At 75.4% G+C, this 17,250-nt stretch carries 12 protein-coding genes; 4 read left to right on the forward strand and 8 right to left on the reverse strand.

The features are described from left to right. Nucleotides 1-101: 101 nt before the first annotated feature. Nucleotides 102-1,235 (reverse strand): PDZ domain-containing protein, encoded by a 1,134-nt coding sequence (locus tag ACNHYB_RS06840; protein WP_418277671.1) that lies wholly within the window; start codon nt 1,233-1,235, stop codon nt 102-104. A gap of 187 nt (nt 1,236-1,422) precedes the next feature. On the opposite strand from ACNHYB_RS06840, the gene ACNHYB_RS06845 reads away from it, so the two are divergent. Beyond that, nucleotides 1,423-2,874 carry a zinc-dependent metalloprotease gene (locus ACNHYB_RS06845; protein WP_418277672.1) on the forward strand — a complete coding sequence of 484 codons (1,452 nt, stop codon included), beginning with the start codon at nt 1,423-1,425 and terminating at the stop codon, nt 2,872-2,874. A gap of 4 nt (nt 2,875-2,878) precedes the next feature. Here the strand turns inward: ACNHYB_RS06845 and ACNHYB_RS06850 are convergent, their stop codons facing one another. Continuing rightward, complete coding sequence (locus ACNHYB_RS06850; protein WP_418277673.1) at nt 2,879-3,433, reverse strand: M48 family metallopeptidase; 555 nt, start codon at nt 3,431-3,433, stop codon at nt 2,879-2,881. Between the two features lie 126 nt (nt 3,434-3,559). Here ACNHYB_RS06850 and ACNHYB_RS06855 point away from each other — a divergent pair, with 126 nt between their 5' ends. Then, nucleotides 3,560-4,684 carry a ThiF family adenylyltransferase gene (locus ACNHYB_RS06855; protein WP_418277674.1) on the forward strand — a complete coding sequence of 375 codons (1,125 nt, stop codon included), beginning with the start codon at nt 3,560-3,562 and terminating at the stop codon, nt 4,682-4,684. Between the two features lie 80 nt (nt 4,685-4,764). Here the strand turns inward: ACNHYB_RS06855 and ACNHYB_RS06860 are convergent, their stop codons facing one another. The 3 genes from ACNHYB_RS06860 to ACNHYB_RS06870 all read right to left on the reverse strand — a co-directional run bounded on the left by ACNHYB_RS06860 (nt 4,765) and on the right by ACNHYB_RS06870 (nt 7,669). After that, nucleotides 4,765-5,136 carry a WhiB family transcriptional regulator gene (locus tag ACNHYB_RS06860; protein WP_418277675.1) on the reverse strand — a complete coding sequence of 124 codons (372 nt, stop codon included), beginning with the start codon at nt 5,134-5,136 and terminating at the stop codon, nt 4,765-4,767. A 166-nt stretch (nt 5,137-5,302) separates the two neighbouring features. Further along, nucleotides 5,303-5,464: a hypothetical protein gene (locus ACNHYB_RS06865; protein ID WP_418277676.1), complete on the reverse strand. Its 162-nt coding sequence runs from the start codon at nt 5,462-5,464 to the stop codon at nt 5,303-5,305. A gap of 141 nt (nt 5,465-5,605) precedes the next feature. Continuing rightward, nucleotides 5,606-7,669, reverse strand: coding sequence for an ATP-dependent helicase (locus tag ACNHYB_RS06870; protein WP_418277677.1), 2,064 nt, complete (start codon nt 7,667-7,669; stop codon nt 5,606-5,608). A gap of 58 nt (nt 7,670-7,727) precedes the next feature. Between ACNHYB_RS06870 and ACNHYB_RS06875 the strand changes: the two genes are divergently transcribed. Continuing rightward, nucleotides 7,728-7,994: a mycoredoxin gene (locus ACNHYB_RS06875; protein WP_418277678.1), complete on the forward strand. Its 267-nt coding sequence runs from the start codon at nt 7,728-7,730 to the stop codon at nt 7,992-7,994. Nucleotides 7,995-8,021: 27 nt separating this feature from the next. On the opposite strand, the gene nudC is transcribed toward ACNHYB_RS06875, so the two are convergent. After that, the gene (gene nudC, locus ACNHYB_RS06880; protein ID WP_418277680.1) at nt 8,022-9,017 is read right to left on the reverse strand and encodes an NAD(+) diphosphatase; all 996 of its coding nucleotides are present in this window, start codon (nt 9,015-9,017) and stop codon (nt 8,022-8,024) included. A 117-nt stretch (nt 9,018-9,134) separates the two neighbouring features. Here nudC and ACNHYB_RS06885 point away from each other — a divergent pair, with 117 nt between their 5' ends. Further along, nucleotides 9,135-10,058: a macrolide 2'-phosphotransferase gene (locus ACNHYB_RS06885; RefSeq protein ID WP_418277681.1), complete on the forward strand. Its 924-nt coding sequence runs from the start codon at nt 9,135-9,137 to the stop codon at nt 10,056-10,058. 6 nt (nt 10,059-10,064) lie between these two features. Here the strand turns inward: ACNHYB_RS06885 and ACNHYB_RS06890 are convergent, their stop codons facing one another. Then, a complete protein-coding gene (locus ACNHYB_RS06890; protein ID WP_418277682.1) occupies nt 10,065-13,739 on the reverse strand; it encodes a UvrD-helicase domain-containing protein in 3,675 nt (1,224 codons plus the stop codon). Then, entirely contained in the window at nt 13,736-17,101 is a 3,366-nt protein-coding gene (locus ACNHYB_RS06895) for an ATP-dependent helicase (protein WP_418277684.1), read from the reverse strand. The genes ACNHYB_RS06890 and ACNHYB_RS06895 overlap by 4 nt, the downstream gene beginning before the upstream one ends. Nucleotides 17,102-17,250: the final 149 nt, after the last annotated feature.

Raw genomic sequence — 17,250 nt, forward strand, 5'->3', positions numbered from 1 at the left:
GCAGGCCAGACGTCAGGTCAACGCCTCGGCGTGCGTCCAGGTTCCCACGTTTTGCGCACCGTGCAGCAGCAGGACGCTCACGAGACGGTCACGATCGGCGCTCAGGGGCAGCGCGGCAGGTCGCCGCCCTCCCCCGCACCGATCGCCTCCATCGCCGCCCTGGCGTCGGACAGGGTCGCCACCGCGACGACCTGCAGGCCGTCCGGCTCGTGCCCGACCACCTCGGAGCAGTTGTCCGTCGGTGCCAGGAACCACTGCGCACCGTCACGCAGCGCCCCGTACATCTTCTGCTCGATGCCGCCGATCGGACCCACCCGGCCGTCGACGTCCATGGTGCCGGTGCCCGCGACGACCGCGCCGTCGAGCTCGTCCTCGGCCGTCATCAGGTCGATGATCCCGAGAGCGAACATGGTGCCCGCGCTGGGGCCGCCGATGTCGTCGATCTGGATCGTCACGTCCACGGGGAAGTCGTACTCCGGGTCGATGAGCACGCCGAGCAGGGCCCGGCCGTCGCCCTGGCCGGTGGTGACGGTGACGTCGGCCTGCTCACCGCCGCGTTCCACGCCGAGGACGACGTCGGCACCGGGCTCGACGTCGTCGAGCAGCGCCAGCAGCTCGGCGTACGTCTCGGTGGGCTCGCCGTCGAGGGAAACGATGACGTCGCCGACCTCGACGACGCCGTCCGCCCCTGTGCCCGGGGACGTCTCCACCACCGTCATGGTCGTGGGCACCTCGTAGCCCAGCTCGGTCAGCGCCGCGACCGTCGCCGACTCCTGGGAGCTGAGCATCTGCTGCTGGCCGAGCTGCTGCTGCTGCTCGCTGGAGACCTGCTCGGGGAAGATCGCCTCGACCGGCTGCACCGACCGCTCCTCGGACGTCCAGCCCCACAGCACGTCCCCGAGCAGCACGTCCCCGCCCGGACCGCCGTACACCGACACCGTCGTCAGCCGCAGCTCGCCGGAGGCGGGATAGGTCTGCGCCCCCGAGATCTCGATGAGCGGCACCTCGGTCGCGCTCTGCCCCTCGCCGCCGTCCTGGGCGCCCAGGGTGTCCTCGGTGGGCCCGGGGGTCCGGATCGCGTAGGGCGCCGGCATGGTCATGAGGATCCCGGCCAGCACCGCGGTCACGAGCAGCGAGACCACCATCGTCACCGAGCGGGGGGTCATGCCGCCGGGGCGCACGTCCGCGCCGGCGTCGGGCGCCGTGGGCGCGAAGGGGTCGGGTTCGAGGCTCACCGCCCCATCATCGCCGATGTCGGCCGCCCGCCCGTGCGCGCAGCGCGCCGGGACGTGCGGCGTGCGGCGTGCGGCGTGCGGCGTGCGCCGAGAGCGAAAGCCGGAACCGCCGACCGCCCCGCGACGTCGGACACGGTTACCGTGAGCGTGCGGCACGCGCCGCACCGGAAGGAGCCGACGACCTGCCATGAGCGACCTGCCCGACGACCCCGACGAGCGCGACGAACGCATGCGCGAAGCCCTGCGCGGCATCTTCGGCGACCGGACCGACGAGGTGCTCGGCCAGATGCGCGCCCAGGGTCTCGACCCCGCGGCGCTGCTCGGCGGTGCGCCCCCGGACCCCGCGACGATGCAGCACCTGATGAGCCAGCTCCAGCGGATGTTCACCTCGGGCGACGGCCCGGTGAACACCGAGGTGGCGCACGACCTGGCCCGCCAGGTCGCCGTCGCCGAGGGCGACCCGTCGCTGACGGGCGGCCAGGCACGCTCCGCGACCGATGCCCTGCGCGTCGCCGAGCTGTGGCTCGACGCCGTGACCGACCTGCCGCCGTCGGGCGGACCGGCACGGGCATGGAGCCGCAGCGAGTGGGTCGAGGCGACCCTGCCCGCGTGGCAGCGGCTCGTCGCCCCCGTGGCGACGTCGGTGGCCGACGCGCTCGCGACCGTGATGCGTGACCAGCTCGGCGAGGACGGCGCCGGCCTGCCCGGCGAGCTCACCGCGGGGCTGCCGGTCTTCCCCGGCGGCGGGCTGTCGGATCTCGACCCCGCCGCGATGATGCGGTCCCTCGGCTCGGCCGTGTTCGGCATGCAGGTCGGCCAGGCCGCCGGCACGCTGTCGCGCGAGGTGTTCGGCGCGACCGACGTCGGGGTGCCGCTGCTCGACGAGCCCGCGACCGTGCTGCTCCCGACCAACCTGGCGAAGTTCGCCGAAGGCCTGGACTCCCCCTACGAGGAGGTGCAGCTCTACATGGCGCTGCGCGAGGCGGCCCACGCCCGCCTGTTCGTGCACGTGCCGTGGCTCCGCGCCCACCTGCACGGCCTCGTCGAGCAGTACGCCCGCGGGATCACCATCGACCTGGACGCGCTCGAGGAGCAGGTTCGCGACATCGACATGTCCAACCCGGACGCGCTGCGCGGCGCCCTGACGGGCGACGTGTTCGGCCTGCACCACACCCCGGAGCAGGAGGCCACGCTGCTGCGGCTCGAGACCGCGCTGGCCCTCGTGGAGGGCTGGGTGTCCGAGGTCGCCGCCACTGCCGCCCTCGCGCACCTGCCGCACTCGGTGCCGCTGCGCGAGATGGTCCGCCGACGTCGTGCCGCCGGCGGACCGGCCGAGCACACGTTCAAGTCCCTCGTCGGGCTCGAGCTGCGGCCGCGCCGCTCACGCGACGCCGCCGCCCTGTTCGCCCACCTGCTGTCCACCGGGGGACCTCAGGCGCGCGACGCGGTCTGGGACCACCCCGACCTGCTGCCCGGCAACGAGGACCTCGACGACCCGGCCGGCTACGCCGACCGCCGCGCCGCCCAGGCGGACGAGCAGACCGACCTGGACGCCGCCCTGGCCCAGATCTTCGAGGAGTCCGACGACGCCGCCGCGGAGGGGCGGGGCGAGGCCCCGCCGGCGGACAGCCCGTCGTGACCCGTCAGGACGGCGTCGACCCCGAGTCGATGTCGTCCGGCGTCCCGTCGGAGCTGTCCGAGGTGAAGGACACGCCCTCGAGGAACCCGCGCGCCCGGTCGGTGCGCGGGTAGGTCTCCAGGAGCCGCCAGAAGTCGGGACCGTGCCCGGCGTGCAGCAGGTGGGCGAGCTCGTGCAGGAGCACGTAGTCGATGACCCACTCCGGCATGCCCTGCAACCGCGTCGACAGCCGGATGGAACCGTCGGTCAGGGTGCACGACCCCCACCGCCGCTCCTGGTTCGCCGCCCACCGCACGCTGGTCGGGCGGGCTCGCCCGTCGAGGTAGCGGGCCGACAGCTCGCGGGCCCGCTCGACGAGCTCGTCGTCGGAGGGGCGGCGACGACGTTCCTTGTCGTCGAGGCGGGCGAGCATCTTGGCCACCCACTCACGCTCCTGCGCCTGCGAGAAGCGCGCGGGAATGGCCACGACGGTGCGGTCACCGTCGCGGTACGCGCTCACCGTGGCGGTCCGGCGGCGGCTCCGCCGGACCTCGACGGACGCCACCGAGTCCCGGGCCACGCCATGACACTACCGGGAGCACGTCATGAACGTGTGACAGGACACACCAGATCAGGTCATAGACGACTTTTCCACACCCTGTGGACGCCGTTCCCGCGCTCCGGCCCGTCCTGGCAGCGTCGTGCCATGCCACCGTCGCCTCCAGTCGTACGACCACCAGCACCAGCACCAGCACCAGCACCCCCGCCACCGACGTCGGCGCCGCCCGACCCGCCGGCGGACCTGTGCCTGCGCCCCGGCACGCCGGTGCTCGCCCGCGGCGACGGCCAGGTGCAGCTCGGTACCGACCCCCGCTGGGCCCTGGTGGTCGACGGCCTCGACGTACACGAGGTCGGGTGGCTGCAGGCCGCCTCCACCCGCCGACACGTCTCGCTCGCGCGGACCGCGCGACGGTCCGGCGTGACGGAGTCCCGCCTGGCCGAGATCACCCGACTGCTGACCGCGTGCGGATTCCTCGTCCGACCGCCCCGGACCCGGCCCGACGTCGCCGCGGCCGGAGGCGGTGCCGCCGACGCGCCCGCCCTCGGGGCGCTCGTGCCGGACGGCAACGGCATGACCACCCTCGCGCGCCGGGCGACGCGCCGGGTCGGGATCGTGGGACTGGGCCGGATCGGAGGGCTCGTCGCGGGCCATCTCGCCGCCGCCGGCGTCGGGACGCTCCTGCTCGACGACGCCGCTCCTGTGCAGATCTCCGACCTCGGTCTCGGCCCGTACCGGCAGGCGGACGTGGGCCACCGGCGTGACGAGCGTCTGACGGCGGCGCTCGCCCAGGAGTTCCCCCGCACCGCGACGGCGACGCCCTGGCGCGACGACGCCCCGCCGGCAGCGGTCGTGGTGGTGGGCGACCACGTCGACCGGCCGGAACGCTTCGCACGCCTGATGAGCTTCGGGGTCGCGCACCTGAGCCTCGTCGTCGGCGAGGCCGACGTCAGCGTCGGACCGTTCGTCCTGCCGGGCACGTCGGCCTGCGTGGGGTGCCGTCACCGGGAGGAGGCAGACGTCGACGCCGCCTGGCCCCGCCTGGCCGCCCAGCTGCGCGAGCAACCGCCCGCGGCGCAGGAGACGGTGCTGGCCACCACCGCGGCCGCGATCGCCGTCGGCCAGGTCCTGGCGCACCTCGACGGGGGCCGACCAGGACTGAGCGACGCCGTCGCGACGGTCCGGCTGCCCGACGCCGTGCCGCGCCTGCGCCCGCTCGCGCCCCATCGGGGGTGCGGCTGCGTCACACCACCTGGAGGCCGGCTGCCGTGAGACCGCCGGGACGACGTCGAGCCCACGAGAGCGGACTCTCGTGGGCTCGACGTCGTCGGCTCGGCATGGCGGAGCGGCCCTCAGGCCGCCGCCTGCTCCGACTTGCGCGGCCGACCCCGACCGCGCTTGCGCGCGACGACCGCACCGTCGACGAAGACCTCGCCGCCCCAGACGCCCCAGGGCTCGGCACGCTCGAGGGCGCCCGCCAGGCAGCCGGCCTGCAGCGGGCAGTCGCGGCAGAGCGCCTTGGCGCGCTCCACCTCGGCGGTGTGCTCGGCGAACCAGAGCTCCGGGTCGTTGGTCCGGCAGGGCAGGAGCTCGGCGAACTGGCGGTCCAGCTCGGCGACCTCCAGCGGGTCCTGGGTCACGGGTTGGTGGGGGGTCCACTGGCGGCTGCCACCGGCGGGGGCCGCGTCGACCAGCCGCTCGTCCAACAGCTGTGCGAGACGCACGATGTTCCTCCGTCAGGTCCTGGGTGTTGATTGAACGTCGGTGTTCAGGACCTGCGGATGGTCCCCCTGGTGTCAGGGGGCCGGCTCGTCCGGCCGAGGAGGCCGACTTCCTGGTGAGGAATGACGAAGGCCGCGGGTCCCAAGTGGACTCCGCGGCCTGGATCGGTCAGTCGACCGGAGGTCTCCAGGGAACGGAGTCGGGTGAAATATCTGCAAGAAATCCTGCGTGGCGCGTGCGACGACGCACGGACGGCACGAATGCGCGCAGGGCAGAGTTCTCCCCCGCGTAGATCTCGGCCGCACCGATCATCTGCTGCTTGGTCTTCATCACTTCACCCCTCCTCACTGATCTCGGGCCCTCACCTCTCGGTGACGGCCGGAACGAACTCGGTCAGCACGAGCATAGACCCGCCCACGGAGCACGCCACATCTTTTATTCGAACTTTTTCGTCGACGTCCTCGCGAGCCGTCAGATCCCGCCGTGAGCCCCCGCAGCCGACCCGCCGACGAGCGCCAGCAGCGTGTCCCCGTACCGGTCGATCTTCGCCGGGCCGATGCCGTTGATCCGGGCGAGCTGAGCCGTCGAGGAAGGCCTCAGCTCCGCGATCGCCGCCAACGTCGCATCACCCAGCACGGTGTAGGCGGGCTTGTCGGTCTCCCGGGCCACGGACAGCCGCCACTCGCGCAGCGCGTCGAACAGCGCGACGTCGGCCTCGCCCGTGAGCTGCGAGCGCGCCTGCCCCTTGGCACCCTTCGCCCCGCCGGCACGTGAGCCTCGCCCCCGAGGGTCGTCCGGCCACAGGCCGTCGAGGAACCGCGTGCGCTTGCGCGACGCCCGCCCCCCGGGGTTGCGGGCCCGCGCGTAGGAGACGTCCAGGTGCTCGCGCGCACGCGTGATCCCCACGTAGAGCAGACGCCGTTCCTCGGCGACGCCCTCGTCGGTCTCCGCCAGCGAGATGGGCATGAGGCCCTCGTTCATCCCCGCGAGGAACACGGCGTCCCACTCCAGCCCCTTCGCGGCGTGCAACGAGGCGAGCGTCACGCCGTCGACGGTCGGTGCGTGCTGCGCCGCGGCGCGCTCCGACAGCTCCGCCACGAGCGTCTCCAGCGTGGCGGGGGCGTCCTGCGGGGCCGCGGCGGCCAGGTCGTCCGCGAGCGCCACGAGCGCCTGCATCGCGTCCCACCGTTCGCGCGCGGCACCCCGGGACGCCGGGGGCTTCTCCGCCCAGCCCGCCGACGCCAGCACGTCACGCACCTGCTCCGGCATCGGCACGTCCGGGTCGGAGGACCGTGCCGCGCCCCGCAGGAGGACGACGGCGTCCCGCACGTCCCGGCGGGTGAAGAAGCGTTCCCCGCCCCGCACCTGATAGCTGACCCCGGCGTCGGACAGCGCCGACTCGAACGCGGCCGACTGCGCGTTGGTGCGGTACAGCACGGCGATCTCGCTCGCCCGCACGCCGCTCGCGACCAGCCGGGCGGCCCGCGCCGCGATCCCGGCGGCCTCGGCCTCGTCGTCGTCGTAGGTCGTGTAGGACACGGGCGGTCCCGCCGGGCGCTGGGCGACCAGCTCCAGCGCGCCCGTCACGCGCCCGCGGCGCAGGACGTCGTTGGCGAGGTGCACGACCTGCGGGGTGGAGCGGTAGTCCCGCACCAGCCGGATCACCTGGGCGTCACGGTAGGTGCGCGTGAAGTCGAGCAGGTAGTGCGGCGTCGCGCCGGTGAACGAGTAGATCGTCTGGGACGGGTCACCGACGACGCACAGCTCGCGACGCTCCCCCAACCACTGGTCGAGGAGGAACTGCTGCAGCGGGGAGACGTCCTGGAACTCGTCGACGACGAAGTGCCGGTACTGGGAGCGCACCTGGTCCGCGACGTGCGGGTGCGAGCCCAGCATGTCGGCGAGCATCAGCAGCACGTCCTCGAAGTCGATCACGCCGCGCTCGGTCTTGACGTCCTCGTACGCGGTGATCAGGCGGGCCACCGTCTGGTGGTCGTAGCCCGACGGCGCCGGACGGTCGTCGGCGGCGGCCGCCTTGAGGTAGTCCTCGGCGGTGACCAGCGAGACCTTCGCCCACTCGACCTCGCTGGACAGGTCGCGCACCGCGATGCGGTCCACGCTGACCCCGATCCGCCGCGCCGCCTCCGCGACCACGGACGCCTTGTGCTCCAGGATCTGCGGGGGCGCGCCGCCGACGAGCCGCGGCCAGAAGTAGCCGAGCTGGCGCAGCGCGGCGGCGTGGAAGGTGCGTGCCTGCACCCCGGCGACGCCGAGGTCGCGCAGGCGGGTCCGCATCTCGCCCGCCGCGCGCGCCGTGAACGTGACCGCCAGGACCGACGTCGGCGGGTAGGCGCCGGTGCGCACCCCGTAGGCGATGCGGTGGGTGATCGCACGCGTCTTGCCCGTCCCGGCGCCCGCGAGCACGCACACCGGCCCCGACAGGGCGAGCGCCACCTCGCGCTGCTCGGGATCGAGCGCGTCGAGGATCGCGTCGGGATGAAGCGGGGTGCCCGGGGAGTTGGTCTCTACTGCCATCGTCTGCGATTGTCGCAGGCGCTGCCCACACGGAACCGGTTATCCCCAGGAGATCTTCATGACCGTCGCCCCGACGCTCCCCGCGCCCGGCACCATCACCATGTACTCGACCGCCTGGTGCGGCTACTGCCGCCGCCTGCGCACCCAGCTCGACTCCGAGGGCATCGGCTACACCGTGGTGGACATCGAGGAGCAGCCGGAGACCGCCCGGTACGTCGAGGAGGTCAACGGCGGCAACCGCACCGTGCCGACCGTCGTCTACCCGGACGGTTCCGCCGCGACCAACCCGTCGCTCGCCGACGTCAAGGCCGCGCTCGCCGGCTGAGGCGGCCCCGCGGGGCACCGCCCTAGGTCACCACGCGCCGGGCAGCTCGCCGCCGTACCACTCCTCGATGAGCGCGCGGGCGATCGACTGCCTGCCCGGCAGCCCCACGTCGCCGGCCGTCACCGCGGCGAGCAGCGCCTCGCGGGTGAACCAGCGCGCCTCGGTGACCTCCTCGTCGTCGGTGCGTACCGCCGTCGTCGTGGCCCGCGCCCGGAACCCCAGCATCAGGGACGCCGGGAAGGGCCACGGCTGCGATCCCCGGTAGAGGACGTCGCCGGGACCGCTGCCCACCTGGACGCCCGACTCCTCGGCGACCTCCCGCCGCACCGCGTCCTCCAACGACTCGCCGGCCTCGACGAACCCCGCCAGCGTGGAGAACCGGCCCGCCGGCCAGGCGGCCGCGTGCCCGAGCAGCAGACGGTCGGCGTCGTCGACCACCGCCATGATCACCGCCGGGTCGGTCCGCGGGTAGGTCTCGCGCTCGTCCACCGGGCAGTACCGGGCCCACCCGCCCTGCACCGCCGTCGTCGGCCCTCCGCAGCGTCCGCATCGCGCGTGCGTGCGGTGCCAGCCCGCCAGCGCCACGGCCTCGACCGCGAGGCCGTGCGCCAGGACCTCGGCGTCAGCGTCGGCGACGGCGTCCGGACCGGGCTGCCCGCCCGACTGCCCGCCCGACCCCGCGCCGGACACCGCACCCGCCCCCCGGGCCACCTCGCGCAGACCGAGCCACGCGTCGGCACCGGGCGGCAGCTCCTGCTCCGCGCCGTCGGGCAGCACGAGCGCCAGGCACGGTGCGCCGTCGTGCTCCCCCAGGAACAACCACTGCCCCGCCGGCAGCCCGACCGGCGCGAGCAGGGCGGCGGTCGGGACGTGCGTCCCGGCGACGGCGAGGAGCCCGCGGTGCAGCACCAGGGTCCGGGCAGCAGGGTCGGCGAGCGAAGCCTCGACGACGTCCGTCTCGGCGCGGCGACGGGCGGCCCGGTCGTGACGGGTCCGGGTGAACGGCAGGTCCAGGGGATGCACCCAGCGACCGTAGAGCATCGCCGGCGCCACCGGACGCGGACCGCAGGAACGTGCCGCTCCAGGACACGCCCGCGCCCGTACGACGGCCACGCCCCACCGGCGCACTACGGTGAGCACGTGCCCCGCAGCCCCCTCGCCCTCGCCGCGCTCTCGACGGCCGCCGTTCCCGGCCTCGACGCGCGCAGCGTGCACCCCGAGGACGTCACCGGCGACTACGACGTCGCGATCGTGACCACGGGCGACGGCGAGGAGTGGCTGGTCCGTGCACCGGCGACCACCCTGGCCGGCGCGGCGCTCGAGGCCGAGGTGGAGCTGCTGGAGTCGCTGCACCTGTACGTCGACGCCGGGGTCCTGCCGTTCAAGGTCCCGCAGGTCGTCGGGTCGGCGCTGCTCCCGGAGGGCGGGCGCGCCGTCGTGCACCGCCGCCTCACCGGAGCACCCCTGGACGTCGCCGCCCTGCGCCCGGGACCCGGGCTCGCCGCCGACCTCGGCCGTACCCTCGCCGCCGTGCACGAGCTGCCCGCCGCCGTCGTCGAGGCGTGCGGCCTGCCGTCGTACACGGCCGCGGAGTACCGCGAGCGCCGGCTCGTGGAGCTGGACGAGGCCGCAGCGACCCGCCGCGTGCCCACCGACCTGCTGCGACGCTGGGAGTCCGCCCTGGAGGACGTGAGCCTGTGGCGGTACCAGCCCGTCGTCGTGCACGGTGACCTCGCCCCCGACCAGGTGCTCGTCACGGGCACCCGCGTGACCAGCATCTCCGGGTGGTCCGAGGCGCGCGTCGCGGACCCGGCGGACGACCTGGCCTGGCTGCTCGCGGCGGCACCGCCGGAGTGCGTGGACGCGATCATGGAGGCCTACCAGCTGCGGCGCACCGAGCTCAGCGACCCGCGGCTCGTGGACCGTGCGCTGCTCGTCGGGGAGCTGGCGCTGGCACGCTGGCTGCTGCACGGCGTCCGTCGTGGACTGCCCGACGTCGTGCAGGACGCCGAGTCGATGCTGGCCGACCTGGACGAGGCGACCCGCGAGGACACCCCCGCCTGACCCGGTTCACGGGCGGCCGGGCTCGGCGCCGCGGACCAGCGCCTCCAGGCCCTCCTCGTCGAGGAGCTCGGACGGACGCACCGTCGTCCCCTGCGCCACGTACACGAACGCGGCGCTGACCTTCTCGACCGGGAGCCCCGTCCAGCGCGACCAGGCCAGGCGGTACACGGCGAGCTGCACCTCCCGCTGGGCCCGGTCGGCGGGGTCGCGCGGCTCGCTGCCCGTCTTCCAGTCGACGACGACGACCGCCGCCGGCTCTCCGTCCTGCGGGGCCGGCGCGTCGGGGTCGACGAACACCGCGTCCATGCGGGAGCGGACCATCACCGCACCGATCGGCGTCTCGACGTCCTGCTCGATCGCGACCGGGACCATGGCGGCCCACGGCAGGTCCTCGAACCGTCGCCGCAGGTCGTCCAGCGCGAGGTCGGTCGCGACGTCGGGCTCGTCGGCACCCGGAAGATCGTCGACGTCCATCAGGGACGACGACGAGAAGTACTGCTCGACCCACGCGTGGAACAGCGTCCCCCGCCGTGCGTGCACCGTGGGTTCCACGGGCACCGGCCGACGCAGCTGGCGGGCGAACTCCGCGCGGTCGCGGGCGAGGCGCACCAGGCCCGACGCCGACACGTGCGCAGGCATCTCGACCTGCGGGTCGTCACGCTCGGTCCGTTCGGCGAGCAGGACGCGCGTGAGGTCGACGAGGTCGTGCCCGGCGTCGTCGAGGAGCACCTGGTCGTCGGGGACGGCGCCGGAGCGCCTCGCGTCCGCGACCCGCGCGGCCGTGGCCTGCAGCACCTCGCGGGGCGAGACCAGGAGGCCGTCCGCCGGCGCAGCGTCACCCGCAGGCGACCCGTCGCCCGCGTCGCGCCGGGGGGCCCTGCCGGGTTCCGGAGCCGGCCACGTGCCGGTGTGCTCGATCGCGTCACGCGGGTTGTCGGTCCCGTCGGGTGCTGGCGCCCACGAGCCGGCGTCCACCAGGCCGGCCTCGACGAGCTCGATGAGGAACGGCGAGACCACCCGAGGACGCGACCCGCTGCCCCACCAGTGGGCGCTGCAGTACAGCTCGCGGCGCGCCCGGGTGAACGCCACGTAGGCCAGACGGCGCTCCTCCGCGAGCTGGTGGGCGCCGCAGTCGAGCCGGAACGTGTCCCGCCGTGCGACGAGGTCCTTGGTGTCGCTGGCCTGCGCGAACGTGAACGTGGGCAGGTCGTCGGCGTCGCCGCGCAGGTGGTACGGAAGGTCGCCGAGACCGGTCAGCCACCCGCTGTCCGCCCGCCCCTTCGACGTCTCCGCAAGGGTCGGGAAGACGCCGTCGACCAGTCCCGGCACGGCCACCACGTCCCACTCCAGGCCCTTGGCGGCGTGCGCGGTGATGATCTGCACGGCGTCCGGGTCCGGCTCGCGCACCGGCATGTCCAGGCCTCGCTCCCGCTCGTCGGCCACACCCAACCAGGCCAGGAACGCGCCCAGGGTGGCGACGTCGGCGGACTGCGCGAAGCTCGCCGCGACGTCCCGGAACCCGTCCAGGTGCTCGCGTCCCCGGCGGCTCACCCCCTCGCCCGGCGCGGAGCCTGCCGCGGCGAGCCCGTCGGCGAGCAGCTCGGCGGTGGCGACCTCGACGTCGAGCCCCAGGGCGCGCTCGGCCGCGACGACGAGCTCCGGCAGCGACAGGTACGTCAGCGAGCGCAGCTCGCGCAGCAGCCGCGACAACGCCGTGAGCCGCGTGTGGCCGTCCGGCGTCAGGACGCGCCCGTCGCGGGCGGCCCGGCCCGGCTCCGGCAGGTCGTCGAGGGCGTCGACGAGGGAACGGTGGTCGGTCACGTCCCCCTCCACGACGACGGCGGGATCCGGCTCACCGGTGACGTGCGCGTCGCCGTCGGAGACCGGACGGCGGGGCGCGTCCCGCCGTGCCAGGTCGGCCGCCCACGCACCGAGCGCGTGCAGGTCGGCGGCGCCGAGATGCACGCGCGGTCCCGTCAGGAGACGCAGCAGGGAGTCGCCGCGGGACGGGTCGTGCACCACCTCCAGCAGGGCGACGACGTCGACCACCTCGGGGGTCGTGAGGAGCCCGCCGAGCCCGACCACCTCCACGGGCAGCCCGCGTCGGCGCAGCGCGACCTCCATCGCCGCGAACTGCGACCGCGCACGGCACAGCACCGCGGCGGTGACGCGGTCCGCGCCGTCCGGGCGCACCGCACGGCGCCACCGGGCCTCGACGAAGTCGGCGACACCTTCCGCCTCCTCCTCCAGCGTGGCGGCTACGTGGGCACGCACCGAGCCGGTACCGGCACCCGGCCGCAGGTCGAGCGGCGGGACCTGCACCGCCGCCGTCGGGCCACCCTCGCGCAAGGGTGCCGAGGCCACGTTGGCCGCCGTCAGCACGGCCGCGTCGTTGCGCCAGGACGTGCTCAGGTAGCGCACGGCCGCCGGTCCGCCGTCCGCGTGCGCGAACCGTTCGGGAAACCGCGCGAGCCCGGACGCCGACGCACCCCGCCAGCCGTAGATCGACTGGTGCGGGTCGCCCACCGCCGTGACGGCGTGGCCGCCCGCGTACAGCCCCGCCAGCAGCTCCACCTGCGCGTACGACGTGTCCTGGTACTCGTCGAGCAGCACCACGCGGTACCGCGCGCGCTCCGCGAGGCCGACCGCGGGCACCGTGCGGGCGAGCTCGGCCGCGAAGGCGATCTGGTCGCCGAAGTCGAGGGAGTCCGTCAGGCGCTTGCGCCGGCGGTACTCGGCGACCACGTCGAGGAGCCGCGAGCGCTCCGCGACCGAGGCGACGAGCCTGTCGACCTCCTGGGTGCGCTGCTTCTGCCTCGGTCCGAGCGGGAGGGCCTCGAGGCGGGCGACGACGTCGTCCAGGGCGTCGCGCGCGGTGGCGACGTCGAGCAGGTGCTCGCCCAGCGCACCGGACAGGGACAGCACCGCCCCGGTGACGGTGCTCACCGCCTTGTCCGTGCCGAGGTCACCGTCCCAGGACTCCACCACCTCGGCCGCGAGCTGCCACTGGTTCGCCTCGCCGAGCAGCCGCGAGCCCGGCTCCACCCCCAGCCGCAGACCGTGGTCGGCCACGAGGGACGCCGCGTAGGCGTTGTACGTGGCGATCGTGGGGCGGGCGAGCAGGTCCAGGTCGTCCGCGCTGCGGCCCTGGACGCGGGCGAGCTGGCCGAGCCGGGACTGCACCCGCGTGGACAGCTCACCGGCCGCCTTGCGCGTGAAGGTCAGGCCCAGCACCTCGTCCGGCTCGACCATCCGGTTGGCGATCAGCCACACCACGCGCGCCGCCATCGTCTCCGTCTTGCCCGAGCCCGCGCCCGCGACGACGAGCACGGGCTCCAGCGGGGCCTCGATGACGGCCACCTGCTCGTCGGTGGGCGCCGGGCGCCGCAGGAGCTCGGCGATGTCGCGGGCGGACAGCCGGGGACCGTCGTGCGCCGCGGCCGCAGCGGTGCCGGGCTCGCCGACGGTGCCGCCGGGGGCGGACGCGGGATCGTCGAGCTCGGGGAACCCGAGCTGGACGCTGCGCCCCGGGACGTCGAGGGCGGCGCGGTCGACGTCGTCCAGCAGCGACGGCGCCGACGGGTCGCTGTCGGCGCGGTGGTCACGACCGTGGTGGTCACGACCGTGGTGGTGCTCGCGCTCGTGCTCGTCGGGTGCTCGGCTCGACGGTCGCGGGGTCATGAGACCACCTTCCTGCCCTCGCTCTGCACGGGGCAGCTGCGCCGCACCGGGCACCGGGGGCACAGGTCGTTCTCGTGGGCGACGAACGCGGATGCCGCCATCGTGTCGGCCGCCTCCTCGACGAGCGCGCGCGCCCAGCTCGTCCCGTCCTCCTGGGGCTCCAGCGCGCCCTGGTGGCGCAGCGACGGCCCCTTGGTGTCCGTGCCCACGAAGACCAGACGCGCTCCGGCACTGCGCGTGCCCTCCGGCAGGTCGAGCGCACCCTCGGTGACGGCGAGCTGGTAGGCGCCCAGCTGGGCGTTCTCGGCGGTGCGCGCCTGGGACGGCGCGTTCTTGCCGGTCTTCAGATCGGCGACCGTCACCGTGTCCTCGCCGTCGGCCTCCACGCGGTCGATCTTGCCCCGCAGCCGGGCACGCCCCAGCGTGACGTCGAAGTCCGGTTCGATCAGCAACGGCTCACCCGACTCCGCCGTGTACGCGGCGAGGCGCTCCACCATCGCCTCCGCGCGACGTCGCAGCTGGCGCGTGGGCCAGCCCTCGGGCAGCGCGAGCTCGGGCCAGCGCCGGTCGAGCTCGGCGCGCAGGACGGTCAGCGGCGCGGACGGATGTTCCTCGGCGATGCTGTGCACGAGCGTGCCGAGCGTCTGGTGGGTGGCGTCGGGAGCGGTGCCGCCGGCGGACTCGAAGGCCCACCGCAGCGCGCACGTCGTGACGGTGTCGACCTTGGACGGCGAGACCGTCACCTCGTCGTCGGGCTCCCACAGCGGCGCGTCGCTGGAGACCTCCGCGACGCCGTACCAGGTGCGCGGGTCGGCCTCGGCGACCCCCGCCTCGGCGAGACGGGCCAGGAGTGCCGCGGCGGCGTCCGCCCGCGCGAGGTCCGGCACCGGACCCGACGGCGGCGTCGAGGGCGGCGTCCCGGGCGGCGTCACCGCCGACGTCGAGGGCGGCGAGGTGCTGGACGCCGCGTCGGCGACGAGGGACGCCGTGGCGGCCCGCACCAGCTCGGCCCGAGCCGCAGCGACCACGCCACGCAGGTCCAGCGGCGGTCCGACGGGGACACGGCGGGGGTCCGGTCCCTCCACGTCGTCGTCCCCGCGCGGGGCGACCAGGTCGCAGAACACGCTGGGGGCGTCCTCGGCGTCCTCGACGGCGGTGACCAGCAGGCGCCGCCGCGCCCGTGAGGTCGCGACGACGAAGGCGCGCAGCTCGTCCGCCAGCACCTGGGCGCGTGCCTCGCGGCCGACGCCGTGGGCGTCCTGCGCACGGCCCGCGAGCAGCTCGACCAGCGCCTGGGAACCGAGGAGGGAGTCGCGCAGCCGCAGGTCGGGCCACACCCCGTCCTGCACTCCGGCGACCACCACGACGTCCCACTCCCGCCCGGCGGCACCGGCCGGGGTGAGGGCCTCCACGGACCGTGCGCCCGTCGCGGCGGCGGCCAGGGAGTCGGCGGGCAGGTCCTGCGAGTCGAGGTAGTCGACGAACGCCGCGACCGGCGCTCCCGGCATGCGCTCCACATACGTCTCCGCGGCACGGAAGAGCGCGAGCACGGCATCGAGGTCGCGGTCCGCCCGCACCCCGGCCGGCCCCCCGGCGAGGGCCAGGTCGCGCCACCTGTCGGCGAGCCCGGTCGCCGCCCAGACCGCCCACAGCACCGTCTGCGCCGTGGCACCCTCGACGCCTGCGGCCGCCCGCCCGGCGGCCAGCACGCGGGCGACGGCGACCGGGCCGCGTCGCACGCCGCCCGGCAGCGTGGCGGCGCGGTCGGGGTCCCCCAGCACCTCGACGAGCAGCGCGTCCGACGACCGCCCGCCGCCGCCGGAGAGCTCCTCGGCCCGCAGCGCGCGCCGCAGCCGGCGCAGGGAGACGGCGTCGAGCCCACCGAGCGGCGAGGTGAGCAGCAGCGCCGCCGCCTCGGCGTCGAGGCTCGACGTCGGGTCCAGCTCCGTCAGCACCCGCTCCGGGCCGTGCGGGGCGACGCACGCCCGCAGCGCCGTGAGCAGAGGCACCACCGCCGGCTCGTCGCGCAGCGGGACGTCGGAGCCGAGCAGCGCCACCGGGACGGACGCGGCCACCAGGTCACGACGCAGCGACGCCAGGCGGTCACCGCTGCGCGCCACCACCGCCATCCGCTCCCACGGCGTGCCGCGCAGCAGGTGCTCGGCACGCAGCTCGCGCGCGATGTAGGTGGCCTCCTGCGCGGCACCGGCGAGCACGGCGACCTCGGCGCGGGCCTCGTCCGCCCCGGTCGCGCCGGGAGTCTCGGCCGCCTCGGCGCCCGGGCGCGGCGCCGCGCCCCGGTGCAGCGCTCCGGAGACCGTCGCGACGCGCTGCGTGACCGCATGGGTCACCGTCCGCAGCGCGGGCGGCTGACGCCAGGCGGTGCCCAGCACCACGGTGCGGGCGTCGAAGGCCCCGGTGGTGCCGCGCCGCGCGGCCGCCCGCCCCACGAGCCCGGGCGCCGCACCCCGGAACCCCTGGACGGCGGCGTCCGGGTCGGCCAGCAGCACCAGCCGCGCCCCGGCGTCGTGCAGAACCCCGAGGAACCGGGCGGTGGCGACCGTCGACTCCTGGTGGTCGTCGACCACGACGAGGTCCCACGTCGGCGCGTCGACGCCGGGGACGACGTCGTCCCACGTCGTCAGGGCGTGGGCCGCCTCGTCGACGACGCCGGCCGGGTCGTAGCGGGCACCGGCGTCCGGCGTGGTCTCCCGCAGGGTCATGACGTCGAGGTACTCCTCGTAGAGGCGTGCCGCGAGCACCCACTCCGCCCGGTCGTGACGCTGCCCGAGCTCGGCCAGGTCGACGGGGTCGAGGCCCCGTTCGGCCGCACGCATCAGCAGGTCGCGCAGCTCCTGCCGCAGCCCCCGCAGCCCCAGCGCCTCGGCCGGGAGGTCCGCCGGCAGCGGGAGCGCAGGGCCCTCGCCCTCGAGCCGGCCCTCGAGCAGCTCGGCGAGGACCAGGTCCTGCTCCGGACCGGAGACGAGCGTGGGGGGCGGCTCGCCCAGCACGGCGGCACGCGTGCGCAGCACGGAGAACGCCGCCGACGCGGCCGTGCGCACCATCGGCGCACCGATGGTGCGTCCGGCGTGGGCGGCGACGTCGTCGCGCAGGCGCGCGGCCGATCGCCGCGAAGCCGCCAGCACGAGCACGCGCGACGGGTCCGTCCCGGCTGCGACGGCACGGACCGCGACCTCCCGGGCCACCGTCGTCTTGCCGGTGCCGGGCGCGCCCACGACCAGGGTGGCCGGGGACGCCAGGGCTGCCGCGACGGCGTCGGCCTGCGTCTCGTCCAGCGCGACGCCGGCCCCGGCGCTCTGCGCGGGGGCCGGCACGAGGCGGACGGCGGTCTGGGGGCTCACGGGGAAGATTCGACCACGTGCCACCGACAGCGCCCGCCCGCACCCGGACGGCCGCAGGTGCCCGCGTTCACCCTGCGCGGACGACGCCACCCGGTGGTCACGGCCGTGCATAGGATCGGACCAGCTGGAAACCGGCGTCGCAGATCGCG

Source organism: Isoptericola jiangsuensis, assembly GCF_048320105.1.
Classification (GTDB): domain Bacteria; phylum Actinomycetota; class Actinomycetes; order Actinomycetales; family Cellulomonadaceae; genus Isoptericola; species Isoptericola jiangsuensis_A.

Coding starts and splice junctions, on each gene's coding strand:
- ACNHYB_RS06875 (WP_418277678.1), top strand. CDS start 7,728: ATGACCGTCGCCCCGACGCTCCCCGCGCCCGGCACCATCACCATGTAC.
- ACNHYB_RS06870 (WP_418277677.1), bottom strand. CDS start 7,669: ATGGCAGTAGAGACCAACTCCCCGGGCACCCCGCTTCATCCCGACGCG.
- ACNHYB_RS06855 (WP_418277674.1), top strand. CDS start 3,560: ATGCCACCGTCGCCTCCAGTCGTACGACCACCAGCACCAGCACCAGCA.
- ACNHYB_RS06890 (WP_418277682.1), bottom strand. CDS start 13,739: ATGACCCCGCGACCGTCGAGCCGAGCACCCGACGAGCACGAGCGCGAG.
- ACNHYB_RS06865 (WP_418277676.1), bottom strand. CDS start 5,464: ATGAAGACCAAGCAGCAGATGATCGGTGCGGCCGAGATCTACGCGGGG.
- ACNHYB_RS06845 (WP_418277672.1), top strand. CDS start 1,423: ATGAGCGACCTGCCCGACGACCCCGACGAGCGCGACGAACGCATGCGC.